The organism is Frigoribacterium sp. PhB107, assembly GCF_003751515.1.
Taxonomy (GTDB): domain Bacteria; phylum Actinomycetota; class Actinomycetes; order Actinomycetales; family Microbacteriaceae; genus Frigoribacterium.
The window spans coordinates 718,796-735,470 of the sequence record NZ_RJKU01000002.1; the positions used below are offsets into that span (position 1 = coordinate 718,796).

Here is a 16,675-nt window from a genome sequence, read left to right on the forward strand (position 1 = left end):
AAAGGGACACCATGGCCTTCTCCCCCCTGCACGACGACTGGACCGTCGAGGCCGTCACCGGTCCGGTGCCCGACGCCGTGGCCGGCCGACGAGTCCCGGCGACCGTGCCGGGCCAGGTGCACACCGACCTGCTGGCCTCCGGCCTCATCACCGACCCGTTCGACGGCGACGCCGAGTCGGCCCAGCAGTGGATCGGCGACACCTCGTGGCGCTTCTCGACCACGTTCACCTGGCACGACGACGGGTCCGCCCGCCACGACCTCGTCGCCGAGGGCCTCGACACCGTCGCGGTGGTCGAGCTGAACGGCCGCGTCGTCGCCCGGACCGAGAACCAGCACCGCAGCTACCGCGTCGACGTGAGGGAGGCGCTGGTCGAGGGGCGGAACGCGCTCACCGTCACCTTCGCGGCCCCCGTCGCCGAGGCCGAGGCCCGGGTCGCCCTCCACGGTGCCCTGCCCCACGTCAACCACCACCCGTTCAACATGCTGCGCAAGCAGGCCAGCTCGTTCGGCTGGGACTGGGGCGTCGACGTGGCCGGCGCCGGCATCTGGCGGCCGATCGGGCTCGACTCGTGGTCCGGCGTCCGGATCGCCTCGGTGCGTCCGCTCGTCGGCGTGGACGGGACCGCCGGCACCCTCGACGCCCGCGTCGCGCTCGAGTGGGACGGCGTGACGACCGGCGAGCACCGCGTCGCCGTCGAGGTGACCTCGCCCGAGGGCGACCGCGTGGCCGACGCGAGCGTCGTCGTCGCGGCCGGCACCGCCGACGCCGCGCTCGGGCTCGTCGTCCCCGACGCGCGGCTCTGGTGGCCGCTCGGCCACGGCGACCAGCCGCTGTACGGCGTCCGCGTGACCGCGGCGCCCGCGGACGACGGCGCAGGAGGCGGTGCGCCCGACGCGACGATCGCCTCCTGGGCTTCGCGGATCGGCTTCCGCACCGTGCGCGTCGACACGACGCCGGACGCCGACGGCACGCCCTTCGTGGTGCTCGTGAACGAGCGCGTCGTGCAGGTGCGCGGGGCGAACTGGATCCCCGACCACGCGTTCGTCACCGAGATCGACCGCGACCGCTACCGGCGTCGCGTCGCCGACGCGACCGAGGCGAACATGAACCTGCTGCGCGTCTGGGGCGGCGGCATCTACGAGTCGGACGACTTCTACGACGCCTGCGACGAGGCGGGCGTGCTGGTCTGGCAGGACTTCCTCTTCGCCTGCGCGGCCTACGCCGAGGAGGACTGGCTGGCGGCCGAGGTCGAGGCCGAGGCGCGCGAGGCGATCACGCGGCTCAGCCCGCACCCGTCGCTGGTCATCTGGAACGGGAACAACGAGAACATCTGGGGCTTCGTCGACTGGGGCTGGAAGGCCGAGCTGCAGGGCCGCACCTGGGGCGACGGCTACTACCGCGACCTGCTGCCGCGGCTCGTCGCCGAGCTCGACGGCACCCGCGCCTACTCGCCGGGCAGCCCGTTCTCGTTCGGCGACCCCGGGGCGTCGGACGACGAGGTGCACCCGAACGACCACCGCCACGGCACGATGCACATCTGGGACGTCTGGAACCGCCGCGACTACACGGCCTACCGCGAGTACCCCGCCCGCTTCGTCTCGGAGTTCGGGTTCCAGGGCCCACCGGCCTGGTCGACGCTCGTCGGCTCGGTGCACGACGAGCCGCTCGACCCGTACGGCCACCAGATGCTCGTGCACCAGAAGGCCGAGGAGGGCAACCTCAAGCTCGAGCGCGGCATGCAGGGCCACCTGCCGGCCCCGGCGACCATCGAGGACTGGCACTGGGCCACGCAGCTCAACCAGGCCGCAGCGATCCGGTTCGGCGTCGAGCACTTCCGGTCGCTCGCGCCGCTCAACACCGGCACGATCGTCTGGCAGCTGAACGACGACTGGCCCGTCACGTCGTGGGCCGCGGTCGACTTCGACGAGCACCGCAAGCCGCTCTGGTTCGCCTTGCGCGACTGCTACGCGCCGCGCCTCGCGACGATCCAGCCGCGCGGCGACTCGCTCGCCGTGGTGCTGCTCAACGACGTCGACGACGCGTGGGCGGGCGACGTCGTGCTGCGCCGCACGAGCTTCTCGGGCGACGTGCTCGACGAGGTCGTCGTGCCCGGGGCCGTCGGCTCCCGGGGCAGCGTCGAGCTGGAGGTGCCGTCCCCGCTCGTCGACGCGCTCGACCCCGTCGCCGAGCTGCTCGTCGCCGTGCTGCCCGGCTTCGGCTCGGGCCGGGCGGTCTGGGACGCGGCCGAGGTCGTCGACCAGCGCCTCGACCCTGACCCCGTCGCCACCGAGGTCGTCCGCGACGGCGACGCCTGGCTCGTCACCGTGACGGCGCGCAGCTACGCCCGCGACGTCACCCTGCTGGTCGACGTCCTGGACCCGCGGGCGACGGTCGACCGCGGCCTCGTCACCCTGCTCGCGGGGGAGTCGGCGACGTTCCGCGTCGAGGGGGCCGCGGACGTCGACCCGCACGCGCTCACAGGCCGGGGCGTGCTCCGGCACGCGAACGGCCTGCTGCTGGCGGTGGCGCCCTGACCGAGGTCCTGACCGGCCTCGTGACGCAGGAGGCGCCTCCGCGGCTCCGCAGGTCGACCGTGGTCCCCGCGGTGGGCGATACTGCACTGGTGTCCCCGCCCGTGGGCGCCGGCACGGCCGGCGCGCCTCCCTCCCTCCCGGCCATCGGCTTCGTGCAGCGCCGGGCGCCCTTCAGCCTGGGGATCGACCCGTTCCACACCGCGTTCCTCGCGGGCATGGAGGCGGCGGCGACGCGGGCCGGGGCGACGGTGCTGCTGCAGCTGGTGGCCGACCACGACGACGAGCTCGCCTGCTTCCGCCGCTGGGCCGCCCAGGGCTGGGTGCGCGGCGTCGTGCTCGCCGACCTCGTCGACGACGACCCGCGGCTGCCCGTGCTCGCGGCCCTCGGGCTGCCCACGGTCGTCCTCGGCCAGGAGCCGCAGGGCGGGGGCGTCTCGACCGTCGAGGTCGACGACCGGGGCGCGATGCGCCAGGCCGTCGCGCACCTCGTGGGCCTCGGCCACTCGGTGATCGGGCGGGTCAGCGGGCCCGTGGAGCTCGGCCACACGCGGGCGCGCTCGGAGGCCTTCGACCTCACCGTCGGACGAGGAGGCGCGAGCGGCCTGGTCCTGCCGGGCGACTACTCGGCCGAGAGCGGCGAGGCGCAGACCCGCCGGCTGCTGCGCGGGCCGCGGCGGCCCACGGCGATCGTCTACGACAACGACGCGATGGCGGTGGGCGGCCTGGCCGCGGCGGCCGACCTCGGCGTCTCCGTGCCGGGCGACCTCTCGCTGCTCGCGTGGGACGACTCGCCCCTCTGCCAGCTCGCGACGCCCCCGCTGTCCGTGGTGAGCCGCGACGTGCCGTCGCTGGGGGAATCCGCGACGCGCACCGTGCTCGCGATGCTCGACGGACGACCCGAGATGCTCGTCCGCGCTCCGGACAGCGAGATCGTCGTGCGCGGCACCACGGCGCCGCCCCGCCGCTGACCTGCCCACCCTCCTCATTCAGGAACATCGGTCCTGAGCCTCGCCACGGGGGGAGGCGCCGTCCTGATCCGTGCACGAGTCAGGACCGCAGCCGCCCCCGTTCCTGAATCGCGCCTCCTCGATGGCTACATCGCCCGGCAACGGTCCGGTCACGGTTCCTGAGGCTTGCTCCCACAAACTTGACGGACTTAATTTAGTCGGGTAACAATGACCCGACAGCGCGGCCCAGCCCGCCTGTGACAACGAAGTCGGCGTCGACTGCCCCGAGTGGTCGCGCCCTGGGAAAGGATCAACGATGTTCCTCCGCGCAACCACGGGCCGCAGGCCCGTCCGCAGGGCCTGGGCGATCGGGGCGGCAGCCGCCGCCACCGCTCTGACCCTCGGCCTCACCGGCTGCTCCGCCGGCGGCTCGGGCTCGAGCAGCCCGAGCGACACGCTCGTCGTCTACACCGGCCAGGCCGGCGACTACCAGATCAACTTCAACCCGTACTCGCCGTCGTCCATCGGCGGCATCGGCGCGATCTACGAGTCGCTCTTCTTCGTCACCAACGTGAACACCGAGGACTACGAGCCCCTGCTCGGCAGCGAGTACACCTGGAACGACGAGGGCACGCAGCTCGACGTCACCCTGCGCGACGACGCGACCTGGTCCGACGGCGAGGCCTTCACGGCCGACGACGTCGTCTTCACCTTCGAGATGCTGCTCGACACCCCCTCGATCAACACCAACGGCTTCGACGGCACGGTCACCGCCGCCGACGACACACACGTCACCTTCACCTGGGACCACCCGGCGTTCGTGACCGGCCCGGCCCTGCTCGGCCGCACGCCGATCGTGCCCGAGCACCTCTGGAGCGACATCGACCCCACGACCGACGTCATCGCCGAGCCCGTCGGCACCGGCGCGTACACGATGGACGACTTCAAGGCGCAGGCCTTCACGCTGGCCGCCAACCCGACCTACTGGGGCGGCGAGCCCGCGGTCAAGAAGGTCCGCTACCTCTCGCTGTCCGGCAACACCGCGGGCGCCGACGCGCTCGCGGCGGGCACGATCGACTGGCAGACCGGCCCGGTGCCCGACATCCAGAACGTCTCGAAGAACTACCCCGGCTACGACGCCGTGACGATCCCGCAGAACCAGGTCGCGCTGATGACCTGCTCGAACGCCGAGCTCGGCTGCGAGGGCCCCCAGACGGATCCGGCCGTCCGCCAGGCGATCTACTACGCGCTCAACCGCGACCAGGTGAACTCCCTCGCGTTCCAGGACACCGCCAGCGAGGTGTCGCCCACGTTCGCGCTGACGAGCACGCAGGAGGACCTCATCTCGAGCGCCGTCGCCGAGCCCGTCGCCCCGTCCGCTCCCGACCTCGACAAGGCGTCGTCGCTGCTCGAGGACGCCGGGTACGCCAAGGGCTCCGACGGAATCTACGCCAAGGACGGCCAGGAGCTGAAGCTGACCGTCGAGGTCGTCACCGGCTGGACCGACTACATCACGGCGATCGACACGATGGGCCAGCAGCTCAAGGCCGCCGGCATCTCGCTGACCGCCTCGCAGTCGTCGTGGAACGAGTGGACCGACAAGAAGAGCAAGGGCAACTACCAGCTCGCCATCGACTCGCTCGGCCAGGGCGCCGCGTCCGACCCGTACTACCTCTACGACCAGTACTTCAACACCGCCTACACGGCGGCGGTCGGCGAGGCGGCACCGACGAACATGGCCCGCTTCAGCGACCCCGCGGTCGACGCGGCGCTCGAGACCCTCAAGGCCACGAACCCCGAGGACACGGAGGCGCGCCAGGCGCAGTTCGACGTGATCCAGGCCGCGATCGTCGAGGACATGCCCTACGTGCCCGTCCTCACCGGCGGCACGACGAGCGAGTACCACTCGTCGAAGTTCACCGGCTGGCCCACGATGGACGACCTCTACGCGTTCCCCGCCATCTGGGCCTCGCCGGACAACTCGATCATCTTCAAGTCCCTGAAGCCGGTCGGCGAGTAGCCGTGGCGGAGGAGGAGCTCGTCGTCGTGAGGACCGGTGAGGACACGTGAACTACTTCGTCCGGAAGCTCGGCTTCTACGCGGTCGCCCTGTGGGCCGCGCTGACCATCAACTTCCTGATCCCGCGCCTGCTGCCGGGCAACCCGGTGGACATCCTGCTGGCCAAGCTGCAGCAGCGCGGCGGGATCGTCACCCCTGACACCCGCAAGGCGTACGAGCTCCTCCTCGGAGGCGACTCCTCCGACCCGCTCCCGGTGCAGTACTGGAACTACCTGATCAACATCTTCAAGGGCGACCTCGGCATCTCGGTCGGCTACTTCCCGACCCCGGTGACCGAGGTCATCGGGTCGTCGCTGCCCTGGACGATCGTCCTCGTCGGCCTGGCGACCGTGATCGGCGCAGGGCTCGGCGTCCTGCTCGGCGCGTTCGTCGGCTGGAAGCCGGGCACCTGGCTCGACTCGCTCGTGCCGGCCACCACGCTGCTGGCGGCGGTGCCCTACTTCTGGCTCGCGCTGATCCTCGTGTACGTGCTCGCCACCTCCCTGAGGCTGTTCCCCTCGCAGGGCGGCTACGACGTCGTGCTCGACCCGGGGCTGAACTGGCAGTTCATCTCGTCGGCGGTCGAGTACGGGTTCCTGCCGGCGCTCACCATCGTGATCGCGTCGATCGGCGGCTGGCTGCTCGGCATGCGCAACATGATGGTCTCGACGCTGTCCGAGGACTACGTGCTCACGGCGCAGGCCAAGGGCCTCAGCCAGGGCCGCATCCTCCGCGGCTACGCGGCCCGCAACGCGGTGCTGCCGAGCGTCGCCGGCTTCGCCATCTCGCTCGGGTTCGTCGTCTCCGGCTCGATCGTCACCGAGCAGGTGTTCTCGTACCCGGGCATCGGCGGCAAGCTCCTGTCGGCCGTCACGAACAACGACTACGCGCTGATGCAGGGCATCTTCCTCTTCATCACGCTGGCCGTGCTCGGCGCCAACCTCGTGGTCGACCTCTTCTACGGGATCATCGACCCCCGCACCCGGGCGCGCAGCTGATGGCCCGCCGCACCACCAGCAGGAGGCAGCACCCATGACGAACGTCGCCCCCGACACGACCACCACGGTCGTCGACTCGACCTCGCAGCTCGCCGCCGAGGCCGCCGATCTCGGCAAGCCGAGACGCTCCGCCTGGCGGCTGATGCTGCCGACCATGACCCCGTGGCTCGCCGCCGGGCTCGGCCTGGTCGGCGCCATCGCGCTCTTCGGCATCGTCGGCCCGTTCTTCGTGCAGGACCCGACCGTCATCCGCGACATCGGCCTCACCGGCCCGTCGGCCCAGCACCTCCTCGGCACGACCCAGACCGGGCAGGACGTCTTCGCCCAGCTCGCCTGGGCCACCCGCGGCTCGCTGCAGATCGGCTTGATCGTCGGCATCCTCGCGACGGCCCTCTCGGCCTTCTTCGGCATCCTCGGCGCCTACATCGGCGGGTTCACCGACGAGGCGTTCTCGCTGTTCTCGAACGTGTTCCTCGTGATCCCCGGCCTGCCCCTCGTCATCGTGATCTCGGGCTTCGTGCCCCAGGAGCAGCGCGGGCTCTGGACGATCGGCATCGTGCTGGCGATCACCGGCTGGGCCGCGTCCAGCCGGGTGCTGCGGGCGCAGACCCTGTCGATCCGCAGCCGCGACTACGTGGCCGCGGCCCGCGTCGCCGGCGAGAAGCCGTGGCGCGTCATCTCGGTCGAGATCCTGCCGAACCTGCTGCCGGTGCTCGCGTCGCAGTTCGTCTTCGCGGTGATCGCGGCCATCCTCGGGGAGGCGGGCCTGTCGTTCCTCGGACTGGGCGCCTCCAACTCGTCGACCCTCGGCACGATGCTGTTCTACGCGCAGAACGGCTTCGCCCTGCCGCTCGGCGCCTGGTGGTGGTTCGGCCCTCCCGGTCTCATCATCGCCCTGTTCGGCACCGGCCTCTCGCTGATCAACTTCTCGATCGACGAGATCATCAACCCCAAGCTCAAGAACGTGCGCCTGCACCGCAAGCGCGCCCGTCTCGCGAAGAAGGCCTCCCGATGACCCCCACGCAGGAGGCGCCCACAGCGTCCCGGCCCCGCACCCGTCGCGACGCGGTGCTGACGATCGACGACCTCACCGTCGTCTACGAGGTCGAGAACCCGGTCACGGCGGTCAAGTCGGCGAGCCTGACGCTCGCGCCGGGCGAGATCCTCGGGCTGGCGGGGGAGTCGGGCTGCGGCAAGACGACCCTCGCCTACGCGATCAACCGGCTGCACAAGCCGCCGGCGCGCATCGCGACGGGCTCGATCACGTTCCACGACCGCGACGGCACGGACGTCGACCTCCTCGCCCTCGGCGAGCAGGAGCTGCGGGCGTTCCGCTGGTCGAAGCTGTCGATGGTGTTCCAGGGCGCGATGAACGCCCTCAACCCGGTGACGACGATCCTCACGCAGCTGGACGACGTGCTCGTCACGCACGAGAAGCAGCTGAGCAAGGCGCAGCGGCGTGCGCGGGCGGCCGAGGTGCTCGAGCGCGTCGGGGTCGACCCGGTACGGCTGCGCTCGTACCCGCACGAGCTGTCGGGCGGCATGCGCCAGCGCGTGATGATCGCGATGGCGATGCTGCTCGAGCCGCAGATCATGATCATGGACGAGCCGACCACGGCCCTCGACGTCGTCGTGCAGCGCGACATCCTGCGCGAGATCGTCCGGCTGCGCGACGAGCTCGACTTCGCCGTCGTGTTCATCACGCACGACCTCCCGCTGCTGCTCGAGATCAGCGACCGCATCGCCGTGATGCTGCAGGGCGAGATCGTCGAGCTGAGCACCGCCGAGCAGATCTACGCCGACGCCCAGCACCCCTACACGCGCCGCCTGCTCAGCTCGTTCCCGAGCCTCAGCGGCTCGCGCGGCGCCTTCATCCGCACCGGCGTCGACGAGGGCTCGCCCCTCGAGCAGGACACCCGCACCATCGTGCTGCCCGACCCCGACGACCTGGAGGACCCGCGATGACCAGCATCCACGTCACCGACCTGACCAAGGACTTCTCGGTCCGCAAGGGCATCGGCCGCGAGGCGTTCCGGGCCGTCGACTCGGTGTCGTTCGACCTGCTGCCCGGCCGCACGGTCGCCCTCGTCGGCGAGTCGGGCTCGGGCAAGTCGACCATCGCCCGCATGCTGGCGAAGCTCGAGAAGCCGAGCTCGGGCAAGATCGACGTGACGCTCGACGACGGCACGCCCGTGATGGGCTCGGTCTACCGGCGACACGTGCAGATGGTGTTCCAGGACCCGTTCGCGTCGCTCAACCCGTTCCACTCCATCGAGCACCACATCGCGCGGCCGCTGCGGATCCACCGCCGCACGAGGGGTCGCGCCGAGACGCACGAGCGCGTGCTCGACATGCTCGAGCGCGTCAACCTGCGCCCCGCCGAGGACATGGCGGCTCGTCGTCCGCACGAGCTGTCGGGCGGACAGCGTCAGCGGATCGCGATCGCCCGGGCCCTGGCCCCCGGTGCCCAGGTGCTCATCGCCGACGAGCCGGTCTCGATGCTCGACGTCTCGATCCGCCTCGGCGTCCTCAACCTGATGGGCCGGCTGCAGCGCGAGGACAACCTCGCCGTGCTCTACATCACGCACGACCTCGCCACGGCGCGGCACTTCTCGGACGAGATCCTCGTGCTCTACCGCGGCCGGGTCGTCGAGCGGGGTCCCGCGGACGACGTCATCCTCGACCCGCACCACGACTACACGAAGCTGCTCGCCCTCGCCGCGCCCGACCCCGAGCGTGTCGGCAAGGTCGTCAGCGACGAGTCGGCCCCCGACCGCTCGAGCATCGACAACTCGATCTGCTACGACCACTACGCCGGCGCGTGGGTGCAGGCAGGGTCGGCCCCGGCGGGCGAGGCGCTCGCCGCGAAGGCCGCGGTCCGCTGACGTGCGGCTGCTGCACTGGGGCGCCGACGCCCTGCACCTGACCTTCGCCCTGCCCGACGACGCGCCGGTCGCGCTGGTCGCCATCGAGCCGGGGGCGGTGCCGACCGGCGAGGCCGCGCCGGCGCCGGATCAGGGCGCCGGCCCGGACGCGGCCTCACCCGCGCTCTGGCCGGGCGACGTCGGCGACGTGCCCGACCGCCTCCTGCAGGCCCTGGTCGAGGTGTCGGCGTTCGGGCACGGGCGGTTCCCCGGCAGCCTCCGGCACGTCGACACCGTGCTCGGCGCGGCCCTGCGGCACGTGTCGCACGAGGCCGGCGTCGACGACGACGGCACGGCCCGGCTGCGGATCGAGCAGCGCGACGACGCCTCGGGCCTCGTCGTCACCAGCGTGTTCGAGGCGCAGGAGGCGGTGGCCGCGTTCCGCACGCACACCGAGGTCGGCCTCGCCCCCGGCGCCGTCCCGCTCACCCTCGACGCCGTGTCGACGATCGCGACCGGGGCGTTCCTCGGCCGCGACGACGACGTCGACGCGTTCGCCCTCGCGACGGCGGCGAACGACTGGGTGGCCGAGAGCCGCTGGTCGACGACCCCGCTGCGCGACGCCGGGCTCGCGCGCATCGACCGCGACGTGCAGCACCAGCCGCCGCGCACGCGGCTCGTCGTCGGCGACCGCGGCTCGTGGTCGAGCGGCGAGGCCGTGCCCACCGCCGCGCTGCTCGCCCGCGACGGCTCGGCCGCACTCGCCTGGCAGGTCGAGCACGCCGGGCCCTGGCTGTTCGAGCTCGGCGAGACGCGGCACGGTGCCTACCTGCTGCTGTCCGGACCGACCGACCCCGAGAACCACTGGAGCCTCGTGCTCCGCCCCGGCGAGGTCTTCACGTCGGCGTCGGCCTCGGTCGCCGTCGCGGCAGGCGGCATCGACCAGGTCCTGGCCGCGATGACGGCCCAACGTCGTGCCACGCGCCTCGTGCGCGCGGTCGACCACGACCTGCCCGTCGTCTTCAACGACTACATGAACACGCTGATGGGCGACCCGACCACCGAGAAGCTGCTGCCGCTCGTCGACGCCGCGTCCGAGGTCGGGGCGGACTACTTCTGCATCGACGCCGGCTGGTACGCCGAGGGCCACTGGTGGGACACGGTCGGCGAGTGGCAGCCCGCCGCGAGCCGGTTCCCCGGCGGGATCGACGAGGTGCTCGACCGGATCCGCGACCGCGGGATGGTGCCGGGGCTGTGGCTCGAGCCCGAGGTGATCGGCGTGCGGTCGCCGCTCGCCGCGTCCCTGCCGGACGACGCGTTCTTCAGCCGGGGCGGCGTCCGCGTGGCCGACCACGGCCGGCACCTGCTCGACCTGCGGAGCCCCGCCGCGCGCGCCCACCTCGACGGGGTCGTCGACCGTCTCGTCGGCGACCACGGCGTCGGCTTCTTCAAGATGGACTACAACACGATGACGGGCCCCGGCACGGACGCCGGCGGGCTCGCTCCCGGTGCGGGCCTGCTCGAGCACACGCGGGCGCTGCTCGCCTGGCTGGACGACGTCCAGGAGCGCCACCCGCGCCTCCTCATCGAGAACTGCGCCTCGGGCGCCATGCGGATGGACTGGGCGATGATGTCGCGGCTGCACGTGCAGTCGACCTCCGACCAGCAGGACCCGGTGATGTACGCGACGATCGCGGCCGCCGCACCCGCCGCGCTGCTGCCCGAGCAGGCGGGGCACTGGGCCTACCCGCACGCCGGCATGGAGCCCGAGCTCTTCACGTTCTCGCTCGTGAACGCGGTGCTCGGGCGGATGTACCTGTCGGGGCACCTGAACCGGATGGACGCCGCCCAGCGCGACGTCGTGCGCGCCGCCGTCGCGGCGCACCGGGAGGTGCTCGGCTCGATCGAGCGGGCCGTGCCGTCGTGGCCGCTCGGGCTGCCGGCGTGGGAGGACGCGTGGACGGCCCTGGCGCTGACCGCGGCCGCGGGTGAGGGTGCAGGCGCCCGCACCGGTGCGGGCGTGGGCGTGGGCGTGGGCGCCGTGACGCACCTCAGCGTGTGGCGCTGCTCGGGCGACGACGACCGCGTCGTCCTCCCGCTGCCGGCGCTGCGCGGGCAGGAGGTGCAGGTGCGGCCGTTCTTCCCGGCCGACCCCGCCGGCTGGTCGTGGCGCTGGGACCCGCAGGAGGCGGAGCTCACGCTGACCGTCGACGTCGCGGGACCCACCGCGCGGGTCCTCGAGATCCGATCGGAGGTCGTCGCGTGAGCGCCGTCGTCACGTGGCCGACGGAGGGCATCGCCTTCGGGGGCGACTACAACCCGGAGCAGTGGGACTGGGACGTGCTGCTCGAGGACGTCGAGCTGATGCGCGAGGCCGGAGTCGGCTTCGTCACCGTCGGCGTGTTCTCGTGGATCAAGCACGAGCCGCGTGACGGCGCGTTCGACTTCGACTGGCTCGACCGGGTGCTCGACCTGCTGCACGAGAACGGCATCCGGGTCGACCTCGCCACCCCCACGGCGTCGGTGCCCATGTGGCTGCACCGCCTGCACCCGGAGATCCTGCCCCAGGACGCGCACGGACACCCTCTCGCCCCCGGCGGCCGCCTCGGGTTCTGCCCGTCGTCGACGGTCTTCCGGCGCTACGCGCTGCGCGTCGTCGAGGCGCTCGCCGCGCACGTCGCAGGCCACCCGGCGGTGCGGCTGTGGCACGTGAGCAACGAGCTCGGCGGCGGCAACGCCCGGTGCCACTGCCCTGTCTCGGAGGCGGCCTTCCAGTCGTGGGTCGAGGCCAGGCACGGCACGGTCGAGGCCCTGAACACCGCCTGGGGCACGGCGTTCTGGGGCAACTCGTACTCGTCGTTCGACGAGGTCACGACACCCCGGGGCATCACGGCGCACAACCCGGGTCAGCTGCTCGACTACGAGCGCTTCTCGTCGGACGCGCTGCTCGACTGCTATCGGGCCGAGGCTGCCGTGCTGCGTCGTGTGACGCCCGAGGTGCCGGTGACGACCAACTTCATGGTCGGTCTCGGGCCCGACGTCGTCGACTACCCCCGGTGGGCCGACGAGGTCGACATCGTGGTGAACGACCACTACACCTACGGCCCCGACCCGATGAAGCACCAGGAGCTCGCCTTCGCGGGCGACCGCATGAGGGGCATCTCGGGAGGCGGCCCGTGGCTCCTGATGGAGCACGCGACGGGCGGCTCGACCTGGCACCCGGTCAGCCAGCCCAAGGGGCCCGGCGAGCTGGTGCGGCACGCGCTCGGGCACGTGGCGCGCGGCTCGGACAGCGTCATGTACTTCCAGTGGCGTGCGTCACGATCGGGGACCGAGCAGTTCCACTCGGCGATGCTGCCCCACTCCGGCCCCGAGTCGCGCACGTTCCGGCAGATCGTGGCGCTCGGCGCGGACCTGGCTCGTCTGGCCGAGGTCGCCGGGAGCCGTGTCGTCGGCGCGAGGGTCGCGCTGCTGCACGACGACGAGGCGGGCTGGGCCCTGCGCAGCGGCCACAAGCCCGCCGTACGGCTGGACTACGCCACCACAGCCAGGGCGGTCCATGCGGCGCTGTTCGAGCGGTCGGTCACCGTCGACGTGGTGCCGCCGTGGCACCCCCTCGACGACTACGACCTCGTCGTCGTGCCGGGGCTGTTCCTCGTCGACGACACGACGCCCGCCGCCGTGGCCGCTGCTGCTGAGCGGGGCGCCACGGTGCTCGTGACCTGGTTCTCCGGCATCGTCGACGAGACCAACTCCGTCAGGACCGGTGGTCATCCCGGTGCGTTCCGCGACCTCCTCGGCGTGCGCGGCGACGACTTCTGGCCCCTCGACGAGACCGAGGTCGTCGAGCTCGACACCGGCTGGCGCGCCCGCCGGTGGACGGAGCACGTCACGGCGACGACCGCCGAGGTGGTGGCGTCGTACACGACCGGCGGCGTCTCCGGCGGGGCGGCCGTGACCCGGCGGCCGGTCGGCTCAGGCTCGGCCTGGTACCTCGCCTCCGACCTCGAGGCCGAGGGGCTCGGCGAGCTGGTGGATCGGCTGCTCGACGAGGCCGGGATCAGCCCGGCGGCGGTGACGTCGCCCGGCGTGGAGGCCGTCCGGCGCGCCTCGGACGAGCGGTCGTGGCTGTTCGTGCTCAACCACGCCGAGTCGGAGGGCTGGGCCGAGGTCACCGGCACCGACCTCCTGACCGGCGCGGTGTGCGCAGGGCGCGTCGTGGTGCCCGCCGGCGGGGTCGCGGTCGTGCGTGAGGCATGTCCTTAGCCCCACCCTGAATCGGAGTCGGCCGCCGGCTCAGCGCCAGCGGTACTCGTGCTCGGGACGGCCCGGCGCGCCGTACCGGGGCACCCGGTCGACCTGGCCCGCGTCGGCGAGGTGCTCGAGGTAGCGACGGGCCGTGACGCGGGAGACGGCGACGGCCGCGGCGACCTCGCCGGCCGACAGCGCGCCTCCTCGGGGCTGCCCCTGCTCGTCGTCGAGAGCAGGAGACGCGCGGACCGCCGGGTCCGACGCGGTCCGCAGCGCCTCGACGACGGCGGCGAGCGTCTCCGGGGCGATCCCCTTCGCGAGCGAGGGGGCGGCGGTCGTGCGCAGCGTCGCGAGGCTCGCGTCGACCTCGGTCTGGGTGACCTGCCCCTCGCCCTGGTCGAGCCCGCGGCGGAACGCGAGGTAGCCGGTGAGCCGCTCCGCGAAGGTCGCGAAGCCGAACGGCTTGATCAGGTACTGCACGATCCCGAGCGACACCGCGCTCTTGACGACCGCGACGTCGCGCACCGCTGTGATCGCGACGACGTCGACCGTCGAGCCGGCGGCCCTCAGTGCTCGGCAGAGCTGGATCCCGTGGATGTCGGGCAGGGTCAGGTCGAGCAGCACGAGGTCCACGCCGGGCTGTCGCAGCCTGTCGAGCGCGGACCGGCCGTCGTGCACCACGCCGACCAGCTCGAACCCGTCGAGCCGCGTGACGTACGCGCCGTGAGCCTCGGCCGTGAGCGGCTCGTCGTCGACGACGAGCACGCGCACCGGGGGCGTCGTCGGGGGCAGGGGCCGGGACGAGGAGGCGTCGGTCACGACCGCACCACCGCCTCCTCGTCGTCGGGCAGGTCGACCGTGATCGTGGTCCCGTGCACCGTCGAGCGGGCGTCGACGGTGCCGCCCGCCCGCCGCGCGACCTGGGCCACGAGCGCGAGGCCGATGCCGCGCCCCTCGGCGCCTCCCGGCTTGGTGCTGACGCCGCGCGCGAAGACGTCTCGCCCCTCGGGCAGCCCGGGTCCGCTGTCGGAGACGGCGACCCGCACGACGCCCGGTGCCGGCCGCGCGAGCACGACGCTCACGGTCGCGGGGCGGGATGAACCGCGTTCCGAACCATGAACTGCGTTCTTTCGCGGTTCATGGTTCGGAACGCGGTTCGAGGTGTCCGCCTCCACGTCGGCCTCGGTACCCGCCCCCGCGTCCGCCCAGCGCGGCGCCGCCGCGTCGAGCGCGTTGTCCACGAGGTTGCCGAGCACCGTCACGAGGTCGCGCACGGGCACCCGAGGCGTGCCGAAGTCGGGCGAGACGTGCAGCTCGAGTTCGACGGCTCGCTCCCGCGCCTGGGCGCTCTTGCCGAGCAGCAGCGCCGCGAGCACCGGCTCGTCGACGGCGGCCACGACCTGGTCGGCGAGCACCTGGCCGAGGTCCAGCTCGTCCGAGGCGAAGCGGAGCGCGTCGTCGGCACGGCCCAGCTCGATCAGGGCGACGATCGTGTGCAGCCGGTTCGCGAACTCGTGGGTCTGGGAGCGCAGGGCCGCCGAGAGGGTGCTCATCGTCCGGAGCTCGTCGGTGAGCTGCCGCAGCTCGGTGTGGTCGCGCAGGGTGGTGACCGTCCCGAGGGCACGACCCGCGCCTCCTCGGCCCCCGACTGCTCCCCGCCCCATCGCGCCACGCCCGACCGCGACCCGCCCGCCGCCTGCCCCTGCGGCCGGCGCCGCCGCCACCCGCTGGTTCACGACGAGCACGCGGTCGTCGGCGACGTGCACCTCGTCCTGCGCCTCGTCGCCCCCGGCGAGCAGCGCGGCCAACGACGTCGGCAGCGCGAGCTCGGAGACCGGCACGGGACGCCGTCCGACGTCGTCGACGAGCGACGGCAGCCCGAGCAGGAGCGCCGCGTGGTCGTTCGCGAGCGTGAGCCGCCCCTGGTCGTCGACGAGCACGAGCCCCTCGCCGACCGAGTGCAGCACCGCCTCGTGGTGGTCGCTGACCCGGCCCAGCTCCTCGGCGCCGAGGCCACGGGTGACCCGCCGGAGGTGGCGGCTGAGCAGCCACGCCGCCAGCGCCCCGAGGGCGACGGTCGCGAGGGCCCCGCCGACGAGCAGGGGGAGGCGCTGGCCGAGCGCCGCGGAGACGCTGTCGACCGTCACACCCGCGGCCACGAGGGCGACGACGTCCCCCGCGTCGTCGAGCACGGGCACGACGGCGCGGACCGAGGGCCCGAGGGTGCCCGAGTACGTCTCGGTGAACGACCGCCCGGCGAGCGCGGGGGCGATCGTGCCGATGAACGGCCGCCCGATCTCGGCGGGGTCGGGATGCGTGAGGCGGGTGCGGTCGGGCGTCATCACGGTCACGAAGTCGGTGTCGGTGTCGCGCATCAGGTCGAGCGCGTACGGCTCGAGCACGGCGGACGGGTCGTCCGTGTCGAGGGCCTCGAGCACGAACGGGTTGTCGGCGATCGAGGTCGCGAGGGCGGTGCAGCGGGCAGCGGCCGCGCGCTCGGTGTCGGTGCGCGCGCTCGTCCACTGCCACCCCCCGGCGACGAGGGCGAGCACGACGACGCCGACGACCTGCAGGGCGAACAGGCGGGTGGCGATGCTGGCGCGGCGCATCGGACTGCCGGACGGTCCGGTCGCCTAGAGGACGGGCTCGACCAGCCGCACGTGCGAGACGGCGACGCGCGTCGGCTCCCCGGCGAACGCCGCGGCTCGCGCCTCGGACGCCAGGTACTCGGCCTCGAGCGCGAGGAACGCCTCGGCGTCGCCGGGAGCGCTGACGGCCCAGGTGAACTCGTCGACGTCGCGGTCGGCGTACGCGAACTCGATCGTGAAGCCCGAGGAGGTGCGGGCCGGCACGAGCCGGGAAGTGAACCAGGCGACGAAGTCGTCGAGCACCCCGGGGGCGAGCTCGTAGCGGCGCAGCTGGACGGTCTTCGTGGTGACGTCGTCGTCGGTCATGGCGCCACCCTAGCGACCGCCGCGGACACGTCCGAGTCCGCCGCGAACACTATGAACGCAAGCTCG

General features: G+C 72.8%; 12 protein-coding genes. 9 read left to right on the forward strand and 3 right to left on the reverse strand.

Annotation, left to right across the window (positions count from 1 at the left end):
• Positions 1-11: 11 nt before the first annotated feature.
• The 9 genes from EDF18_RS11650 (at position 12) to EDF18_RS11690 (ending at position 13,670) form a co-directional block, all read left to right on the forward strand.
• The gene (locus tag EDF18_RS11650) at positions 12-2,537 is read left to right on the forward strand and encodes a glycoside hydrolase family 2 protein (RefSeq protein WP_123547949.1); all 2,526 of its coding nucleotides are present in this window, start codon (positions 12-14) and stop codon (positions 2,535-2,537) included.
• A gap of 89 nt (positions 2,538-2,626) precedes the next feature.
• Complete coding sequence (locus EDF18_RS11655) at positions 2,627-3,505, forward strand: LacI family DNA-binding transcriptional regulator (protein ID WP_123547950.1); 879 nt, start codon at positions 2,627-2,629, stop codon at positions 3,503-3,505.
• Between the two features lie 295 nt (positions 3,506-3,800).
• Positions 3,801-5,504 (forward strand): ABC transporter substrate-binding protein, encoded by a 1,704-nt coding sequence (locus EDF18_RS11660; RefSeq protein ID WP_123547951.1) that lies wholly within the window; start codon positions 3,801-3,803, stop codon positions 5,502-5,504.
• A gap of 46 nt (positions 5,505-5,550) precedes the next feature.
• A complete protein-coding gene (locus tag EDF18_RS11665) occupies positions 5,551-6,540 on the forward strand; it encodes an ABC transporter permease (protein ID WP_123547952.1) in 990 nt (329 codons plus the stop codon).
• Between the two features lie 34 nt (positions 6,541-6,574).
• On the forward strand, positions 6,575-7,555 hold the full coding sequence (locus EDF18_RS11670) for an ABC transporter permease (RefSeq protein ID WP_123547953.1): 981 nt from the start codon (positions 6,575-6,577) through the stop codon (positions 7,553-7,555).
• Entirely contained in the window at positions 7,552-8,505 is a 954-nt protein-coding gene (locus tag EDF18_RS11675; RefSeq protein ID WP_123547954.1) for an ABC transporter ATP-binding protein, read from the forward strand. The genes EDF18_RS11670 and EDF18_RS11675 overlap by 4 nt, the downstream gene beginning before the upstream one ends.
• Entirely contained in the window at positions 8,502-9,425 is a 924-nt protein-coding gene (locus tag EDF18_RS11680; RefSeq protein WP_123547955.1) for an ABC transporter ATP-binding protein, read from the forward strand. The genes EDF18_RS11675 and EDF18_RS11680 overlap by 4 nt, the downstream gene beginning before the upstream one ends.
• Before the next feature lies 1 nt (position 9,426).
• A complete protein-coding gene (locus EDF18_RS11685; protein ID WP_123547956.1) occupies positions 9,427-11,670 on the forward strand; it encodes a glycoside hydrolase family 36 protein in 2,244 nt (747 codons plus the stop codon).
• Positions 11,667-13,670: a beta-galactosidase gene (locus EDF18_RS11690; protein ID WP_233569107.1), complete on the forward strand. Its 2,004-nt coding sequence runs from the start codon at positions 11,667-11,669 to the stop codon at positions 13,668-13,670. The genes EDF18_RS11685 and EDF18_RS11690 overlap by 4 nt, the downstream gene beginning before the upstream one ends.
• Before the next feature lie 30 nt (positions 13,671-13,700).
• On the opposite strand, the gene EDF18_RS11695 is transcribed toward EDF18_RS11690, so the two are convergent.
• The 3 genes from EDF18_RS11695 to EDF18_RS11705 are packed head-to-tail and all read right to left on the reverse strand — an operon-like array spanning position 13,701 to position 16,609.
• Entirely contained in the window at positions 13,701-14,474 is a 774-nt protein-coding gene (locus EDF18_RS11695) for a response regulator (protein ID WP_233569108.1), read from the reverse strand.
• The gene (locus EDF18_RS11700) at positions 14,471-16,264 is read right to left on the reverse strand and encodes an ATP-binding protein (RefSeq protein ID WP_123547957.1); all 1,794 of its coding nucleotides are present in this window, start codon (positions 16,262-16,264) and stop codon (positions 14,471-14,473) included. The genes EDF18_RS11695 and EDF18_RS11700 overlap by 4 nt, the downstream gene beginning before the upstream one ends.
• Before the next feature lie 24 nt (positions 16,265-16,288).
• Positions 16,289-16,609: a hypothetical protein gene (locus EDF18_RS11705; protein ID WP_123547958.1), complete on the reverse strand. Its 321-nt coding sequence runs from the start codon at positions 16,607-16,609 to the stop codon at positions 16,289-16,291.
• Positions 16,610-16,675: the final 66 nt, after the last annotated feature.

Excerpts from the sequence above, each read along its gene's own strand:
- EDF18_RS11650 (WP_123547949.1), top strand. The coding sequence starts at position 12 with ATGGCCTTCTCCCCCCTGCACGACGACTGGACCGTCGAGGCCGTCACC.
- EDF18_RS11660 (WP_123547951.1), top strand. The coding sequence starts at position 3,801 with ATGTTCCTCCGCGCAACCACGGGCCGCAGGCCCGTCCGCAGGGCCTGG.
- EDF18_RS11670 (WP_123547953.1), top strand. The coding sequence starts at position 6,575 with ATGACGAACGTCGCCCCCGACACGACCACCACGGTCGTCGACTCGACC.
- EDF18_RS11675 (WP_123547954.1), top strand. The coding sequence starts at position 7,552 with ATGACCCCCACGCAGGAGGCGCCCACAGCGTCCCGGCCCCGCACCCGT.
- EDF18_RS11680 (WP_123547955.1), top strand. The coding sequence starts at position 8,502 with ATGACCAGCATCCACGTCACCGACCTGACCAAGGACTTCTCGGTCCGC.
- EDF18_RS11700 (WP_123547957.1), bottom strand. The coding sequence starts at position 16,264 with ATGCGCCGCGCCAGCATCGCCACCCGCCTGTTCGCCCTGCAGGTCGTC.
- EDF18_RS11705 (WP_123547958.1), bottom strand. The coding sequence starts at position 16,609 with ATGACCGACGACGACGTCACCACGAAGACCGTCCAGCTGCGCCGCTAC.